This is a genomic window from Mycobacterium sp. IDUB_1 (genome assembly GCF_055419625.1).
Genome location: NZ_JBVAYA010000001.1, coordinates 506505 through 522748, shown reverse-complemented (window position 1 = coordinate 522748; position 16244 = coordinate 506505). Strand labels below are relative to the sequence as shown.

Below are 16244 nucleotides of genomic sequence, written 5' to 3'. Positions count from 1 at the left end.
TGTCATAGCGCAGCTGTTCCGCCCACGGGTGTAGTTTGGCTGCGTCGCCGCACCGATCCGAGGAAGATGACCGGATGGCCACCCTGCTGTCCGTGAATGTGGGGATGCCCCGTGATGTGTCGTGGCACGATCGCACGGTTTTCACCGGGGCCTGGAAAGATCCGGTATCCGGACCCCGGCGGGTGCGTCGCCTCAACATCGACGGCGACGGGCAGGGAGATCTCGGCGGGCACGGCGGCGAGAACCGCGCCGTGCTCGTGTATCAGATGGACTCATACCGGCACTGGGCGCGGGAGTTCGGCCGCGACGACCTCGAACCCGGATGGCTGGGGGAGAACCTCACCGTGGAGGGGTTGCCCGACGACGAAGTCTGTATCGGTGACCGCTTTTCCGTGGGTGATGCAGTCCTCGAGGTCACCCAGCCCAGGGTCACGTGCTACCGCGCGGGGATGCGGATCGGTGAGCCGCGGATGGCCGCGCTGCTGGTCGCGCACCGTCGTCCGGGGTTCTACTGCCGAGTGATCACCGAGGGTGACGTCGAGGCGGGCCAGGAGATCGTGAAGGTCGCCGACGGTCCGGAACAGATGACCGTCGCCGAGATCGATGCGCTGCTCTACCTTCCCGGCCATCCGCGCGATGGGCTCGCCCGGGCACTGCGCATTCCTGCCCTCAGCCCGGGCTGGCAGGGTTCCCTGCGCGCACTGGCCGACCAGGACCCAGGGGGAACCGGCAATCCCGGCCTGGCCGCTGCGGGCCCGCCGCCCGCATGGGCCGGCTTCCGCACGCTGGTGGTGCGCGACGTGGTCGCTGAGAGCCGGTCGGTGCGGTCGGTGGTGCTCGCCGACCCGTCGGATTCTGCTCTTCCAGATTGGCTTGCTGGACAATCGATTACGGTCCGACTACCGCGTGTCGATGGTGCGCCTGCCGTCGTCCGCACCTACTCGCTGTGCAATGCGCCGGGCAGCGCCGCCTACCGCATCGGGGTCAAGCGTGAACCCCATGGTGCGGCGAGCGGTTACCTGCACACGACGCTGCGTCCGGGCGACTCGCTCGACGTCGCCGCGCCGCGCGGCACGTTCTGGCTGACCGACGGCGAGTCGCCGGTGGTCCTCGTCTCCGCGGGGGTGGGGGTTACGCCGGTGCTGTCGATGCTCAACGCACTGGTCTCTACGGGGTCGGCCAGACCGGTGTGGTGGCTGCACGGTGCACGCAACGGGGCGGAGCACGCGTTCGCGACCGAGGCGCGCGATGCATTGAAACTGCTGGCGCACAGCGTGTCTCACGTCGTGTACAGCCAACCGGGGCTCACTGACAGAGCCGGAGTGGACTTCAGCGAGCCAGGCCGGCTCTCCGCGGCCACGCTCGACGCGTTGGACATCCCCCGCGAGGCCACCGCCTACGTGTGCGGCCCACAGGCCTTCATGACCGGCATGGAGGCGGCACTGCTGGCGCACGGCCTTGATCCGTCGCGGGTGCACACCGAGGTCTTCGGTGCCGGGCCTGCGCTCACGCCGGGCATTGCCGCCACCACGCTCACTCCACACCAACCCGACGGCGATCCGGGGCCGGGGCCCGAGGTGCAGTTCGTCCGCAGCGGGCTCGCCGTGCCGTGGGGGCCGAACCGGATGAGCCTGCTCGAACTCGCCGAGGCGTGCGATGTCCCGACGCGATGGTCCTGCCGAACCGGGGTGTGCCACAACTGCGAGACGGCGCTGCTGTCCGGTGCTGTGCGCTACGACCCCGAACCGCTCGAGCCGCCGGGCGAAGGGAACGTGTTGATCTGCTGCGCGTCACCCGTCGAACCCGTCGCCCTGGATCTCTAGCGCCGCGCGCGACCCCGCCCAAACCAACGTTTGGGCGCGAAAACACCCTCTTTCGCGCCCAAACGTTGGTTTGGGCGTAGTCAGGCGGGGCGTAGTGGGGCTGGGCGTAGTCAGGCGTGGCGCATTGCGGCGGTGATCGCGGCCACGCGAGGATCGGCGCGCAGTTCCTCCAGCGTCTCGGGCAGCGGGAGCCGCCAATTCGGATACTCGTCGACGGTGCCCGGTAGGTTCGGCTGGCGTATCTCCCCGATGACGTCGTAGGGCGAGATCAGCTTCAGTCGGCTCGGTGTTCGCGCCAGCAGCCGGTGCATCGCGAGAACGACGGCGTCATCGGATTCGTCGGTGTCGAGCACACCCTCAGATCGCAACAGCGCCAACCACTCTGCGCGTTCTGTGTCGGCATTTGCCTGCTCGGCCGGCACGTCGTTGAGCAAGCCGAGATCGGCCCGCGCCCGCACGTGTTCGCCGCGCAGGAAGCCCGCCGCCGTCGGAAGGTCGTGTGTCGAGATGCTCGCGGCTGCCCGCTCGGGCCACCGCGCCGGTGGGAGCAGCGGTTCGTCCGGCTCGTCCAGGTCGCGGGTGAACCACGCGACAGCACAGCCGAGCATCTCGTTGTCCGCCAGCGCCTGCGTCACCTCCGGCTCGACGGTGCCCAGGTCCTCACCGACGACGGTGGCACCGGCGCGGTGGGCCTCCAGGGCCAACACCGCCAGCATCGCCTCCGCGTCGTAGTGGACGTAGGTGCCGCGATCGGGCCCGTCACCCGGCGGTATCCACCACAGTCGCCACAGCCCGGCGACATGGTCGATACGCAGGCCGTCGGCATGGGAGAGCACGGCACGCAGCATGTCGCGCAACGGCGTATAACCGCTGGCGGCCAGTCGATCCGGGCGCCAGGGCGGCAAGCCCCAGTCCTGGCCGCGCGGGGTGAAGTTGTCCGGCGGCGCGCCGATGCTCACCCCGCCGGCCAGGACATCGGCCAGCGCCCACGCGTCAGCGCCGTCCGCGTCGACGCCCACCGCGAGGTCGTGCAGCATCCCCAGCGCCATCCCCGACGCCTTCGCCGCCTCCCGGACCGCGCCGAGCTGCGCCTCACACTGCCGCTGAACCCATGCGTGAAAAGCCAACCGCGGAGCCAACTCCCGTCGAGCCGAAGCGACCGCATCGCTACCCACCCGACGCAGCTCTGTCGGCCATCGGCTCCACCGCCCGCCGTGCCGTTCGGCGAGCGCGCAGTAGGTGGCCCAGTCGCGGAGCCCGTCGGATGCGCCGTCGGCGAGCGGGTCCGGCCTGCCCGCCGAGTGCCACAACAGCTCCAGTGCCGAGCGCTTGGCCGCCCACACCAGGTCGTGATCGATCCGCTCCGTGGTCGCCGACACACGCAGCGCGTCGACGTCGGCGCGGGTGGCGGTATCGGCGTGGGCGTAGGCCGGCAGATCCTCTATCCGCAGCGCCAGCGGGTTCGCGAACCGTCGGCTCGACGGCGTGTACGGCGAGGGTTGCACCGGATGCGTGGGCCCCGGAGCGTGCAGAGGATTGAGAAGAATTGCGCCACAACCATGTTCGGCTGCGGTCCAGTTGACGAACTCGGTCAGGTCGCCGAGGTCGCCGATCCCCCAGGAGCGTTCGGAGCGCAGTGCGTAGAGCTGCAGCATCCACCCCCAGGTGTCCGGGGCGGTCGGCACCGTCGGTGGAGCGGCGACGACCGTGACCTCCTGACCGTCGCGAGTGTGCAGCTGATACCAGCCAGGAGCCAAGTCGGCCGGAATCTCGTCGTGCACGTCGATGCGGGAGCCGTCTTCGGCGACCAGCAGTCTCGCCTGCGGAACCGGCCGCGCCTGGCCGGTCAGCCGTACTGCAAGGGTGGGCGGCAGCACGCCTGCACGCTCGCGCTCCTCGATGCGGGCGAGCTCGGCGCGCCGCGCAGCCTCGGTGCCGGCCTCCACGTCCAGCAGGCCGAGCACCCGGATCACGACGTCGGCAGCGACGTTCACCGGCTCACGACGCTCGTTGCGGTAGAACGTCGCGACGCCGTGGGCATCGGCCAGCCGGCGCAGGTCGTCGGGCACGGGCGCGGGATCGGTGGTCACCGCGGGTCTATACCCAGCTCGACGAGCGTTACACCGCGACTCAGACGGTGGCGCCGACCACGTGCCCGATCCCGTAGGTGATCAGCAGCGCCAGGCCGCCGCCGATCACGTTGCGGGCCATGGCACGTTGCTTGGGTGCGCCGCCGAGCCCTGCCGACACCGCGCCGGTGAGCAGCAGCGCGGCCAGCACGGCCACCACTGTGACCGGCACCCGCCACGCCGTCGGCGGAAGAATGATCGCGATGATCGGCAGCAGCGCACCGACGGTGAACGACAGGGCCGAGGACAGCGCCGCCTGCCACGGATTCGTGTATTCGCCTGGCGTGATGCCCAATTCGGCCTCGGCATGCGCGGTGAACGCGTCATGCGAGGAGAGCTCTTCGGCGACCGTGCGTGCCGTCGCCGGATTCAGGCCCTTGGCCTCGTAGAGCGCCGCGAGCTCGTCGAGTTCTGCGGCGGGATCGTCACGCAGTTCCCGCTGCTCCTTGTTCAGTAGCGCCTTCTCCGTGTCACGCTGGGTGCTCACCGACACGTACTCGCCCAGGGCCATCGACACCGCACCGGCAGCGAGGCCGGCGATGCCGGCGGTCAGGATCGGCGCCCGCTCTGCGGTCGCCGCTGCGACGCCGACCACCAAACCCGCGGTCGAGACGATCCCGTCGTTGGCCCCCAAGACGCCGGCCCGCAACCAATTCAGCTTGGCGGCAACCGAACCGAGATGAGGCTCGTCGGGGTGGGTTTCGGTGCTCACCGCGCCACCGTAGCGATAAACCGCACAGGTCACCAGCAAACCAAGCCTGCCCAAACGAGAAGTGGCTGTCCAAACGAGGGGTCTACCCTCGCAGACATGAGGTTCGGTATCGCGACTTTCGTCAACGACGACGCCATCGACACGCTGTCGCTGGCCCGAGCGGTCGAGGAACGTGGCTTCACTTCGCTGGGCATCGCCGAGCACACTCATATTCCGGCCAGCCGGGCGACGCCGTATCCCGGCGGGGGTGACCTGCCGTCGGTGTACTACCGCACGCTGGACCCGTTCGTCACGCTGGCGGCCGCGGCGGCGGTGACGTCGTCGATCGAGCTGATGACCGGGATCGCCCTGCTGATCCAGCGCGATCCGATCATCACCGCCAAGGAAGCGGCCAGTATCGACCTGATCTCCGGTGGACGCTTCGTGTTCGGCGTCGGCGCAGGGTGGAACCTCGAGGAGATGCGCCAGCACGGCACCGACCCCGCGACCCGCGGCGCACTGCTCGACGAGCGCCTCGAAGCGATCATCGCGATGTGGACCACCGAGCCTGCCGAGTACCACGGGCGTCACGTGGACATCGAGCCGTCCTTCATCCGGCCGAAACCCGTGCGTACACCGCATCCGCCGGTGTTCATCGGCGGCAACTCGAACGCGACGGTGACCCGCATCGTCCGGCATCGGGCCGGGTGGCTGGCCAACCCGATCCCGCTGCCGGAGCTGAGTGATCGCGTCGCTCAGATCCGGGACCGAGCCGACTACGAGGTGCCGTTGCGGTTGTTCTCGGCGCCCAACGATCCCGAATATTGGCAGGGGGCAGCAGATCTCGGCTTCGAAGAGGCGGGATTGCTGCTGCCGACCAAGCCGCTCGACGAGTCGCTGCGCATCCTCGACCAGCTGGCCGAGCGGGTCGCGCAGTTCGGCTGACTCAGTGCGCGGCGGCGATGCGCGGGGGTGCGCCCACGGGCTGCAACGGAGCGGCAGCGGGTACGGCCGCGCGGCGTCGGCGGCGCTGATCGCGGACGATCCGGCGGCTCAGCTGGCGCTCGTCGCGATCGCTGACGGACCGGATGCGCTGGGACAGGACATCAAGCTGCTGCCAGCTCAGCCCGTCGAGGTCGCCGTCGGCGTCGTGGGTCGCCACGACGACGGCACCGCGCAGTAGCGGAACATTCTTGGCGGTGAAATTGGTCGTCGCCATGAGTAATTCGGTGGCATGGCGGTTGACGCGGCGTTGGCAACCACTCTTACTGCCAAGCCCCGCCGAGGAGCTGAACCAGAAATCGAACTGACGGTCGGCGCTGCTCAGCGACTGCAGTCCGCGGTCGTGCACGAGACGGTCGATGTCGGCGCGGGTGTAGGCGCGAGTCTCATAAACCAGGCCCTGGGTGCTGAAGTACAAAATGGTGTTCATGGCGATAGTCCATTCGTCACTTTCTCGGCGGTGGTGTGACGCGTCATCCGCGTCGTTACAGGAGTTACCCATGTGACAAAAGAGACAAACGTTGATAACGATTGAAACATTCCCATTGCGCGCTACGGTCGCGTGATGGACTTTGCGGACTACCGGACGTACGACGCCGTCGGACTGGCCGAGCTGGTGGCTACGCGTCAGGTGTCGGCCGACCAGTTGCTGACCGTCGCCCGCGAACGCGCCACCGCCGTCAACCCGCGGATCAACGCGATCGTGCGCGACGTGCCCACCCCCGAACCCGCCGACGGACCGCTGCGCGGGGTGCCGTTCCTGATCAAGGACCTCGGCCAGGACTTCGCCGGCCTGCCCACGGGTTCGGGGTCGCGGGCGTTGGCGTCGCGGCCGGCCACCGAGCACTCCACGGTCGTGCGGCGCTGGCTCGATGCCGGCCTGGTGGTCTTCGGGCAGACCAACACCCCGGAGTTCGGCGCGAAGGGAATCACCGAACCTGTCGCGAACGGTGCGACGCGCAATCCATGGAACCTCGCCCACAGCCCCGGCGGCTCCTCGGGCGGATCGGCGGCCGCCGTCGCCGCCGGCATCGTCCCGTGCGCGGGGGCCAGCGACGGTGGCGGTTCGATCCGCATCCCGGCGGGCTGCTGCGGACTGTTCGGTCTCAAACCCGGCCGCGGCCTCATCCCGTCGGGTCCCAGCGCCGGCGAACCGATGCACGGCGCCGCCGTCAACGGTGTCGTGTCCCGGTCGGTTCGCGACACCGCGACCATGCTCGACGTGCTGCGCGGTGGCGAACCCGGCGCGCCGTACCTCCCAGCCGTCCCCGCCGAGCCGTTCACCGCCGGTCTGGAGGCCGACCCCGCCCCGCTGCGGATCGGTTACCGGGTCCCGTCGGCGATCACCCCTTCCCCACATCCGGAGGCCTATGCCGCCGTCGAGCACGCCGTTCGGTTACTGACCGAGCTGGGCCACCACGTCGAGGAGCTGCCGGAGGCGCCGTTCGACGACGCCGCGCTGGCCCGCGACTTCCTGCTGACGTGGTTCGTCACGCTCGCCTACCAGGTCGACGAAGCCAAGCGGCTGACGGGCGCCGGCGACTCATCCTTCGAGCGGGACACGCTGATCATGGCCGCGCTGGGTCGTGCCACCGGCGCCGTGGAGTACGTCGACGCCGTGGCCCGCCGACACGAACACACGCGGCGGCTCACCGACTACTTCTCCTCGTATGACCTGCTGCTCACGCCGACGCTGGCCAGCCCGCCGCCGAAGATCGGTGCGTTCGACCTGCCGGCGGCGTTGGCGCGCGGCGCCGACGTGCTGCTGAGAACCCGCACCGCAAAGATGCTGCGGTACACCAAGATCGTCGACGACATGGTCGACGACAACCTCGGCTGGGTGCCCTACACGCAGCTGGCGAACCTGACCGGCCGCCCGGCCATGTCGGTGCCGCTGCACTGGACCGCCGACGGACTACCGCTCGGGGTGCAGTTCGTCGCGCCGCTGGCCGGGGAAGCGCTAATGCTCCGCCTCGCCGCGCAGCTGGAGCGTGCCGCCCCGTGGTTCGACCGCGTCGCTGCGCTCTAGCGTTCCTCGCCCGCCGGCGACTCAGCCTCGCGGCGTTCCTCTTTGAGCCGATCCTTGCTGCGGATCAGCCGCAGCAACGTGACCAGCGCCAGCCCGCCGACGATGTTGCCGATGAGCGTGTAGCCGAACCAGGACAGCCAATCCAGATAGCCGAACGAGGTGCCGCCGGCGATCAGCGCGCCGAAGATCAGCAGCGAATCCAGGATCGAGTGGAACAGCTGCAGACCGGCGAGCAGGAACGCACCCGCGACCGCCGCGGCGATCTTGGCCGGCATCGAGTCGGTGCCGTGCTGCATGCGCGTCATCAGCGTGATGGCCATGCCGCCCAGCAGCGCGAGCGCGACGGATTCGGCGTTCAGCGGCGCGTCCACGAAATGCTGCGCGGACTCGATCGTCTGAGCGTGCAGCTTCGGGAACGCCGTCATCACCAGCCACATGATCAGCCAGCCACCGACCAGATTCGCCGCGAGCGTGCCGGCCCAGAGCTTCACCAGCTGCACGACGCTCGCGCGTTTGGCGACCACGGTGGTGACCGGAACCAGGAAGCCCTCGGTGAACAGCTCGCTGCGGCCCAGCAGCAGCGCCAGGAACCCGACCGAGAAGGCCAGCCCGGCCAGCAGCGGGTTGCCCGTGGCCAGCAGCACCGACAGGTAGGCGAGCACACCCATCGCCACCTCGGTGCCACCGAAGAATCCGGTGACCAGAACTTCGCGGACACTTCGGTGCAGACGCTGGGTCCCCTCGTCGACCATCCGATTGAAGGCCTGTTCGAGGGCGTCCTCGATCGGGCTGTCGGAATCGCCGAGTTCGCGCTGGTCGGTGTCCATCGCGCGCGGGTACCCGCTTGCGGCCGGGTCACCCCCGAGGGGGTGCGAAATACAACTCCTGGCGCACGGTGCACACCAGCCGGCCGTCGCGGTTGAACATCGAGCCGCTGCCCAACGCCAGCGCACCGGTACTGCTGGGCGAGCACTGGTCGTAGAGCAGCCAGTCGGACAGGTCGGCCGGGGCGTGGAACCACACCGAGTGGTCACGCTGCAGCGAGACGCCGACCCTGCCCCGCGCCCGGTACACGGGCTCGGTCAGCGTCACCGCCGACAGGTAGGCGACCAGCGCCGCCGTCCGCACCGGATCCTGATCGGGGAGTGGGCCGTCGGGTCGCCACCAGATCCGGCTGCGCGCCGGCGGCGTCGACGCGGCATCGACGATCCGCCGCTCGAACCAGCGCAAGCTGGCCCACTGCCCTGCCGTCGCCTCCGACGATTCCGCGAGGTGCGGCGCGACCACCGGCAGCGATTCCGGCGCGGGCACCTCCGGGCACGTGGGCTGATACCCGTCGGCGGTCGGCCCCGGCGTCAGCGCAGTGAAGGACGACATCGCCTCGAGCAGGATCTGATCCTCCTGGCGGGCCGTCACCCGGCGTGCCGAGAACGTGCGGCCCTCCTGCAGGTCGACGACATCGAACCGGACGGGCCGGCGGGCATCGCCGGGACGCAAGAAGTAGACGTGCACGCTGTGCGGGGTGCGGTCGGGCGCGGTGAGGCTCGCGGCCACCAGAGCCTGCGCCGAGATGTGCCCGCCGAGGATGTGGTTGGCGGGGGCGGGCAGCTGCTCGCCGCTGAACGAGCGCGCGTCGATCCGCGTCAGGTCCAGCGACGCGAGGACTTCGACCAGCGAGGAGTTCGGGGAAGAGCCCATGCCGGCGATCTTGCACGACGTTCGCCAGCTCCCAGGATCGGGTGCAGGTTTACCCTGACCCCATGGTGGTCAATCTCACAGCCATGCCCGGGTTCGGTGATGCGCTGGAATGGCTCAAGCACGAGATCTCGGCACGCGTGCCGAAAGCGGACATGGATCAGCGCGACGCCGACTACATCCTCGAACAGCTGCCCGGGCTGTGGTTGCTGGCATCGCTGTACTTCCGGGCCGACGTGCGTGGGCTGGACCGCATCCCGGCCAAGGGTCCGGTGCTGCTGGTCGGCAACCACAGCGGCGGCAATCTGCCCCCGGACACGTTCGTGTTCACGCTGGCGTTCTGCTCGTATTTCGGCGTCGAGCGGCCCTTCTACCAATTGGCGCACAACCTCGTGGTCTCCATGCCCGGGCTGGGTTCTCTGCGCAAGTTCGGCACGATCGCGGCCAATCACGACAACGCGACGCTCGCCCTGAAGTCGGGCGCTGCCCTTCTGGTGTATCCGGGTGGTGACTACGAGGTGTTCCGGCCGTCGTGGGAGCGCCACGAGGTCGATTTCGGCGGCCGCAAGGGCTACGTGAAGCTGGCGCGCGAGGCCGGTGTGCCGATCGTCCCGATCGCCAGTGTCGGCGGCCAGGAAGCTGCGCTCTTCCTCGATCGCGGGCAGTGGCTCGCCAAACTGCTGATGGTCGACAAGCTCGCCCGGCTCAAGAGCGTGCCGATCCTGTTCGCACCGCCGTGGGGAATCACGGTCAGCGACATGGTGCCGCGGCTGCCGCTGCCCACCAAGGTGGTCATCGAGGTCCAAGAACCCATCGAGGCCTCCGACATCGCCGACTCCGACGACGACGACGTCAACGACCGCGTGCTGGCCAGCCTGCAGGGGGCCGTGGATCGGTTGGCGGCCGAGCGGCGCTTCCCGGTGATCGGATAGGTGTAGCGATGCGACTCTCACGCAGCATCGTCGTCGACGCCGAACCGCACCTGGTGTGGAAACACATCAGCGATCCCGGCTGCTACCCCGAGTTCATGGCCAACCTGGAGCGCTGGGAGATCGCCACCGACTCTCCGGCCGGCGCGGGTGCGCGCTACACCGTGCACTGGAAGGTGGGCTCGGTGCCCATCGGCGGGGTGATCGAGGTGTCCGAGTTCGACGAGCCCCGCGACCTGGCGTGGATCGGGATCACCGGCATCACGCTTCGGGGTCGCTTCCGGATGCGCGACGTCGGTGACGGCCGCACGAAGGTGACGTTCCGGCTTGCGTACGAGGCGCCCGGCGGTTTGCTGGGACTGATCGCCGACCGCGTCGCCGCCAGCCAGGTCACCCGCACGATGGACGAAACGCTGCGACGCCTGAAGGATCTCGTCGAGCACTGATGTCGGGCCGGTACTGACTCTGCTGTACTCGCAGGCGTGCCCGCGCGTGCGATCCCGGCCTGGTCGGTACCGCTGTTCTTCGTCGTCGGCGCGATCTCGCAGTACGGCGGCGCGGCAATCGGCGTGTGGCTGTTCGCGACCACCGAGCCGGCGACGGTGGCGTGGCTGCGTGCACTGGGCGCCGCGGTGGTGCTGCTCGCGTGGCGACGGCCGTGGCGCCACGGCTGGACCCGGCGCGGCCTGGGTGCCGCCGCGGCGTTCGGCGCCGTCACGCTCGCGATGAACATCGCGTTCTACGAGGCGATCGCCCGGATTCCGCTCGGCACCGCCGTCGCCATCGAATTCACCGGGCCGGTGGCCGTCGCGGTGCTGGGCTCCCGCCGCCCCCTCGACTACCTGGCGGCGGGGCTCGTCGGCGCGGGCGTCTACCTGCTGGCGGGGGCGCAGTCCGATGTGGACACGGTGGGTGTGGCCTTCGCGCTGCTGGCCGCCGCGCTGTGGGCGGGGTACATCGTGCTCGGCAAGAGAGTCGCCGACGCGGGGGGCGGGCTGGACTCGCTGGCCGTGGGCATGGGTGTCGCTGCTCTGGTCAGCGCGCCGTTACTGCTCGCGACGCAGGTCGCCGTCGACGCGTCTGTGCTCGCCGAACCCCGAACCTGGCTGTGGGGCGCGGGTATCGGGGTGCTCTCCAGCGCCATTCCCTACGCGTTGGATCAACCGGTGCTGGCCACGATCGGCAGGGCCCGCTTCGCACTGCTGCTGGCATTGCTGCCCGCCACCGCAGCCGTGGTCGGCGCCCTCGCTCTCGCGCAGCGGCCCACCGTCGCCGAGGCTGCCGGTATCGCCGCGGTGATGGCCGCCCTGGCGGTCAGTGCGTGGGCCGCCCGCAGCCACCGTGACGCCGGCGGCACAATCGAGCCATGAGCTGTCAGCACGAGGCAGGCCTCGACACCGCATTCACCGTCGACGCCTCCCGCATCACATTCGGCCGCGGCTGTATCCGCGAGGTGGGGGACCGGGCGGCGGCGCTGGGGATGCGTCGTGTCGCGCTGTTCACCGATCCGTCGGTCGCCCGGCTGGAACTGTTCGCCGATGCACAGCGGTCATTAGGTGATGCGGGCCTCGACGTCGTCACCTATGCCGAGGTGGCTGTCGAGCCCACCGACGAATCCTTCCGTGCCGCAGCGGCTTTCGCCACGGACTCCCGACCTGACGGATACGTGTCGGTCGGCGGCGGATCGGTCATCGACACCGCCAAAGCCGCCAACCTCTACGCCAGCCATCCCGCCGACTTCTCCGCCTACGTCAACGCTCCGATCGGAGAGGGACGGCCGGTTCCCGGACCGCTGGCGCCGCACATCGCCTGCCCGACGACGTCGGGTACCGGAAGCGAAGTCACCGGCATCGCGATCTTCGATCTGTTGTCGCTGCACGCCAAGACCGGCATCGCCAGCCCCGCACTGCGGCCCTCCGAAGCGCTCGTCGACCCCGACAGCACCGACACCCTGCCCGGCGAGGTCGTCGCCTGCAGCGGACTCGACGTGCTGTCCCATGCGCTGGAGTCCTACACCGCCCGGCCGTTCACCCGGCGGGCGGCACCGGCGCGGGCCAGCGCCCGACCCATGAGCCAGGGCGCCAACCCGTGGAGCGACCTGGGCAGCCGCGAAGCCCTGGCGCTGCTCGGCCGCTACCTGGTGCGTGCCGTCACCGACGCGTCGGACCGGGAGGCTCGCGAGCAGACGATGTGGGCGGCGACGCTGGCGGGCATCGCGTTCGGCAATGCGGGAGTGCACATCCCCCATGCGATGGCGTATGCGGTGGCCGGTCAGGTCCGCGAGTTCCGGCCCTCCGGCTATCCCGATGACAAACCCCTTGTGCCACATGGCATGTCGGTTATTCTGAACGCGCCGGCGGCTTTCCGGGTCACCGCGGCGGCCGACCCGGCTCGCCACCTCGCGGCGGCAGGCCACCTCGGCGCCGATGTCGTGGACGCCGCCGACGCCGACGCAGGCGAGGTACTCGCCGGACATCTGACCGGCATCATGGCCGCGGTCGGGATGCCGGCCGGCCTCGCGGACGTCGGTTACACCGACGCCGACGTCGAGACCCTGGCTGCCGGGGCGTTCCCGCAGCAGCGGCTGCTGGGCAACGCACCGATCGATGTCGACGAAGCGTTGTTGGCCAGCATCTTTCGCGGAGCGCTGAGCTATGCCTGACACAGCTCTGGACAGCTACGGCTACGTCCTGCCTATCACCACCCGGTGGATGGACAACGACGTGTACGGCCACGTCAACAACGTCACCTACTACAGTTACTTCGACACCGTCGCCAACCACTTCCTGATCACCGAGGGCGGCCTCGACATCCACACTTCACCGGTCATCGCGCTCGTGGTGGAGTCGTCGTGCACCTACAGCGCCCCGGCCGCCTACCCGGACCAACTCCGGGCGGGTCTGCGCGTCGATGCGATGTCCCGACGATCGGTCACCTGGGGTGTGGCGGTCTTCGGTGCCGACGACACGGCGGCGCTGGCCCGCGGCCGCTTCGTTCATGTGTTCGTCGACCGCGAGGAGCGAAAGGCGGTACCGATTCCCGAGCGGATCCGCACCGCGCTGGAAACCATTGCCGCACAACAATAGCCAGAGCCACTACTCCCCGAACATCGCCAGCCAGGTGTCGGTGACCGCGGACACCTGCGCGTCATCGGCGTTCATCAGCGGCGCGAGGTCGAGAAAATGCCTCGCGACGGTGATGCCGAGAATGCTCGACACGATGAGTGCCGCACGGAGTTCGGTGTCGTCACCGCTCATCGCGTGGGCAAGATTGGCGGTGCGTTCTTCCAGGTATTCGCGCATCACGCCGGCGGCCTCCGGCGACGTCAGCATCGAACGCATCAATGCTCTTGTCGGAGCGGGTAATTCGCGCAGTCTCGTCTGCAGCACCTCGGCCAGATGCGCAGGGATGTCGTCACCGGTCAGGTCGATCGCAGGCCGCACCGCCAATGCGAACAGCGCCTGCTTCGAGCCGTAGTGCTGGAGCACCAGCGACGGATCGACCCCTGCCCGCCGCGCGATACCGCGAATCGTCGCGCCGTCTTCACCGCGAGCGCCGAATTCCTCTTGCGCCGCCTCGAGGATCTTGGCCGCCGTCGCAGCTCGTCGCTCGGCCCTGCTCAGCCCCTCCCGCACACCGTCACTCTACACACGTTGAGTGAACCTGGTACATTCACTCAACACGTGATGAGTGAAGAACGGACCAACCATGAGCACCTCGCACACCGTGACGACCCCGAACCGGAACGTGCTCGTCATCGGAGCCTCCCGAGGGTTGGGTGAAGCGATCGTCAAGACGTATGTCGCTCGCGGCGCCCACGTGGCGGCAACAGTGAGGGACGGCGCACCCTCGCCCCTCACCGAATTCGCACGTCGGCATCCTGACGCGGTAGTCGTCGAGCACGTCGACATCACCGACCAGGACGAGATCGAGGCGCTGAAGGCGCGTCTGGCGGGCCAGACGTTCGACCTGATGTTCGTCGTCGCGGGCATCTCGCTTGCCGAACGGTCCGCCGTCGGCGCCGATATCGACACCGACGACTTCCACCGCATGATGGACACCAACGTCCTGGGCGTCATGCGTACCGTCGAGCGTTTGCAGGACCTGGTCGACGCGGTCGGGACGATCGCGGTCATGTCATCTGGCCAAGGCAGCCTCGCCAACAACACCAGCGGCGGCTTCGAGGTCTACCGGGCGACCAAATCGGCTCTCAACCAGATGTTCCGTAGCTACGCCGCCCGGCATGCCGACACCACCCGGACGCTGTTGCTCATGGCGCCCGGGTGGGTGAAGACCACGATGGGTGGCCCCGGTGCCATGCTCGAAATCAGCGACAGCATCCCCCCACTCGTCGACACGGTGGACGCGCAGCGCGGTGTGCCGGGTCTTCGCTTCCTCGACCGCTTCGGCGAGACAGTGCCATGGTGACGGAACGGGTGACGGAAACTAGTGCCGCACAGCCGCAATGAGCTCAGCCACCTGCTGAGCAGCGAGCAGTGCGGACGGATCGTCCGACGGTGCGTAACGGTCAGCCGCGGCGTCGTAGCGCGCTCCGGCGATCGCACCGTGGTCGGTGTCGAGTTCGACCACGCGCACAGGCCATCCGGCGGAGTCCAGCCGCTGGGCGAACCGACGGCTCACCTCCACGCCGACGACGTCGTCGGCCCGGCCGTGCAGCAGCGTGAACGGCGCGCCGGGCGCGGCTCGCGGCAGCGCATCGGCCGGCGGCGCCCCGCTGATCGGGTCGGCCACCATGAACGCCCCGGCCAGACACACCGTATGCGCCAGCGGCACCTGCAGGTCGTCGGCGTGCAGCGTCAGACCCGCAGCCGCAGCACCCCCGAGTGACCACCCGACGAGCGTGAGCCGATCCGGCGCGGCCGCCCAACCCCGCGCGCAGTCGACCGACGCCAGCAGGTCCGCCCGGCCATGATCCGGTGCATGCGAATCCCAATCGGGCGCCACCACTCCGAAGCCCCATTCGGCAAGAGCGGTGGCCAGCCGCGCGACGGTGGCACGGGCGTCGGTCTGGGTCCCGTGCCACAGCAGCAGTGGCGCATCGGCCGGCTCCCCGTAGATGTCCGCGCGGCGGCCGGGTGCGTACTCGATGGTGTCCATGACCCTCGGGTGCCCAGCGCCGACCATTCGATTCATCGCTGACAGGTCGGGCACCACCAGGTGCGCCTGCGTTCCGGATCTCCTGCCACCTCGGCGACCACCCGCACCGCCGTCCCGCAGCGCAGACACGGACGGCCTGCGCGACCGGCCACCCAGTGCTGCTCGCCTTTGCGTCGCACCCCGGTCGTCACCTGCATCGCGCCCGGAACCGTCGCCGAATGGCGCAGGGCCCGCGCACCCAGCTCCAACAACCTGGCGACGTCGACCTGCCCGACCGGTGTCCACGGATCATGCCCTCGCAGGAAACACAGCTCATTGGCCCACAGATTGCCGAAACCGGCGACACACCTCTGGTCGAGCAGTGCGGCGACGAGCGGTCGTCGCGGATCAGCGGCGAGGCGGCGGACCGCCTCGCCGAGGTCCCAGTCGTCGCGAAGAGGATCGGGTCCGAGGTGGCCGATGCAGCGCCCCTCGTCGGGCGTGCGCACCAGCTCGACCACCGGGAGCTTCACCCCGTAGGCGGTGGGACCGTCGGTGCGCAGCAGCACCCGGACATCGGGCATTACCGACCGAGGCAACCACCGACCCGTCGGCGACACCGTCCACGAACCGGACATGCGCAGATGGGTGTGCAGCGTGACGTCGCCGGTCAGCCGTGTCAGCAGATGCTTGCCATGGGTCAGGTGTGCCGTCACGGTCTGGCCAGCGAGATCGTCGGTGGCGTGCGCGGGCACGCGTAACTCGCCGCGGACGAGGGTGCGGCCCCTCAGGGCGTCATCGAGGCGCCGGGCCAGCGCGTAGACGGTGTCACCCTCGGGCACGCGGTTC

Annotated in this window: 17 protein-coding genes; 9 read left to right on the top strand and 8 right to left on the bottom strand. The window is 69.3% G+C overall.

The window, feature by feature from the left end:
* Positions 1-74 precede the first annotated feature (74 nt).
* Positions 75-1823, top strand: a complete 1749-nt coding sequence (locus tag ACZYYX_RS02635) for an MOSC domain-containing protein (RefSeq protein WP_463812838.1) — start codon at positions 75-77, stop codon at positions 1821-1823.
* 110 nt (positions 1824-1933) lie between these two features.
* Here ACZYYX_RS02635 and malQ read toward each other — a convergent pair whose 3' ends face one another.
* Both malQ and ACZYYX_RS02625 read right to left on the bottom strand, forming a co-directional pair.
* Complete coding sequence (gene malQ / locus ACZYYX_RS02630; RefSeq protein WP_463812837.1) at positions 1934-3913, bottom strand: 4-alpha-glucanotransferase; 1980 nt, start codon at positions 3911-3913, stop codon at positions 1934-1936.
* A 40-nt stretch (positions 3914-3953) separates the two neighbouring features.
* The gene (locus tag ACZYYX_RS02625) at positions 3954-4664 is read right to left on the bottom strand and encodes a VIT1/CCC1 transporter family protein (protein ID WP_463812836.1); all 711 of its coding nucleotides are present in this window, start codon (positions 4662-4664) and stop codon (positions 3954-3956) included.
* 96 nt (positions 4665-4760) lie between these two features.
* Here ACZYYX_RS02625 and ACZYYX_RS02620 point away from each other — a divergent pair, with 96 nt between their 5' ends.
* Entirely contained in the window at positions 4761-5588 is an 828-nt protein-coding gene (locus tag ACZYYX_RS02620) for an LLM class F420-dependent oxidoreductase (RefSeq protein ID WP_463812835.1), read from the top strand.
* A 1-nt stretch (position 5589) separates the two neighbouring features.
* On the opposite strand, the gene ACZYYX_RS02615 is transcribed toward ACZYYX_RS02620, so the two are convergent.
* Positions 5590-6075, bottom strand: coding sequence for a hypothetical protein (locus ACZYYX_RS02615; RefSeq protein WP_463812834.1), 486 nt, complete (start codon positions 6073-6075; stop codon positions 5590-5592).
* A gap of 135 nt (positions 6076-6210) precedes the next feature.
* Here ACZYYX_RS02615 and ACZYYX_RS02610 point away from each other — a divergent pair, with 135 nt between their 5' ends.
* Entirely contained in the window at positions 6211-7674 is a 1464-nt protein-coding gene (locus ACZYYX_RS02610; protein WP_463812833.1) for an amidase, read from the top strand.
* Here the strand turns inward: ACZYYX_RS02610 and ACZYYX_RS02605 are convergent.
* On the bottom strand, positions 7671-8501 hold the full coding sequence (locus tag ACZYYX_RS02605; RefSeq protein WP_463812832.1) for a formate/nitrite transporter family protein: 831 nt from the start codon (positions 8499-8501) through the stop codon (positions 7671-7673). The genes ACZYYX_RS02610 and ACZYYX_RS02605 overlap by 4 nt on opposite strands.
* Before the next feature lie 28 nt (positions 8502-8529).
* Complete coding sequence (locus ACZYYX_RS02600; RefSeq protein WP_463812831.1) at positions 8530-9372, bottom strand: acyl-CoA thioesterase; 843 nt, start codon at positions 9370-9372, stop codon at positions 8530-8532.
* A gap of 83 nt (positions 9373-9455) precedes the next feature.
* On the opposite strand from ACZYYX_RS02600, the gene ACZYYX_RS02595 reads away from it, so the two are divergent.
* The 5 genes from ACZYYX_RS02595 to ACZYYX_RS02575 are packed head-to-tail and all read left to right on the top strand — an operon-like array spanning position 9456 to position 13384.
* On the top strand, positions 9456-10301 hold the full coding sequence (locus ACZYYX_RS02595; protein ID WP_463814779.1) for a lysophospholipid acyltransferase family protein: 846 nt from the start codon (positions 9456-9458) through the stop codon (positions 10299-10301).
* A gap of 8 nt (positions 10302-10309) precedes the next feature.
* Positions 10310-10744 (top strand): SRPBCC family protein, encoded by a 435-nt coding sequence (locus ACZYYX_RS02590; RefSeq protein WP_463812830.1) that lies wholly within the window; start codon positions 10310-10312, stop codon positions 10742-10744.
* 36 nt (positions 10745-10780) lie between these two features.
* Entirely contained in the window at positions 10781-11668 is an 888-nt protein-coding gene (locus tag ACZYYX_RS02585) for an EamA family transporter (protein WP_463812829.1), read from the top strand.
* Positions 11665-12960: a hydroxyacid-oxoacid transhydrogenase gene (locus ACZYYX_RS02580; RefSeq protein ID WP_463812828.1), complete on the top strand. Its 1296-nt coding sequence runs from the start codon at positions 11665-11667 to the stop codon at positions 12958-12960. The genes ACZYYX_RS02585 and ACZYYX_RS02580 overlap by 4 nt, the downstream gene beginning before the upstream one ends.
* Complete coding sequence (locus ACZYYX_RS02575; RefSeq protein ID WP_463812827.1) at positions 12953-13384, top strand: acyl-CoA thioesterase; 432 nt, start codon at positions 12953-12955, stop codon at positions 13382-13384. Before ACZYYX_RS02580 ends, ACZYYX_RS02575 begins: the two co-directional genes overlap by 8 nt.
* Before the next feature lie 9 nt (positions 13385-13393).
* Here ACZYYX_RS02575 and ACZYYX_RS02570 read toward each other — a convergent pair whose 3' ends face one another.
* On the bottom strand, positions 13394-13933 hold the full coding sequence (locus ACZYYX_RS02570) for a TetR/AcrR family transcriptional regulator (protein ID WP_463812826.1): 540 nt from the start codon (positions 13931-13933) through the stop codon (positions 13394-13396).
* A 73-nt stretch (positions 13934-14006) separates the two neighbouring features.
* Here ACZYYX_RS02570 and ACZYYX_RS02565 point away from each other — a divergent pair, with 73 nt between their 5' ends.
* Positions 14007-14726 (top strand): SDR family NAD(P)-dependent oxidoreductase, encoded by a 720-nt coding sequence (locus ACZYYX_RS02565; protein WP_463812825.1) that lies wholly within the window; start codon positions 14007-14009, stop codon positions 14724-14726.
* A gap of 18 nt (positions 14727-14744) precedes the next feature.
* Here the strand turns inward: ACZYYX_RS02565 and ACZYYX_RS02560 are convergent, their stop codons facing one another.
* Positions 14745-15416 (bottom strand): alpha/beta hydrolase, encoded by a 672-nt coding sequence (locus tag ACZYYX_RS02560; RefSeq protein ID WP_463812824.1) that lies wholly within the window; start codon positions 15414-15416, stop codon positions 14745-14747.
* Between the two features lie 32 nt (positions 15417-15448).
* Positions 15449-16237, bottom strand: a complete 789-nt coding sequence (locus ACZYYX_RS02555; RefSeq protein ID WP_463812823.1) for a DNA-formamidopyrimidine glycosylase family protein — start codon at positions 16235-16237, stop codon at positions 15449-15451.
* Positions 16238-16244: the final 7 nt, after the last annotated feature.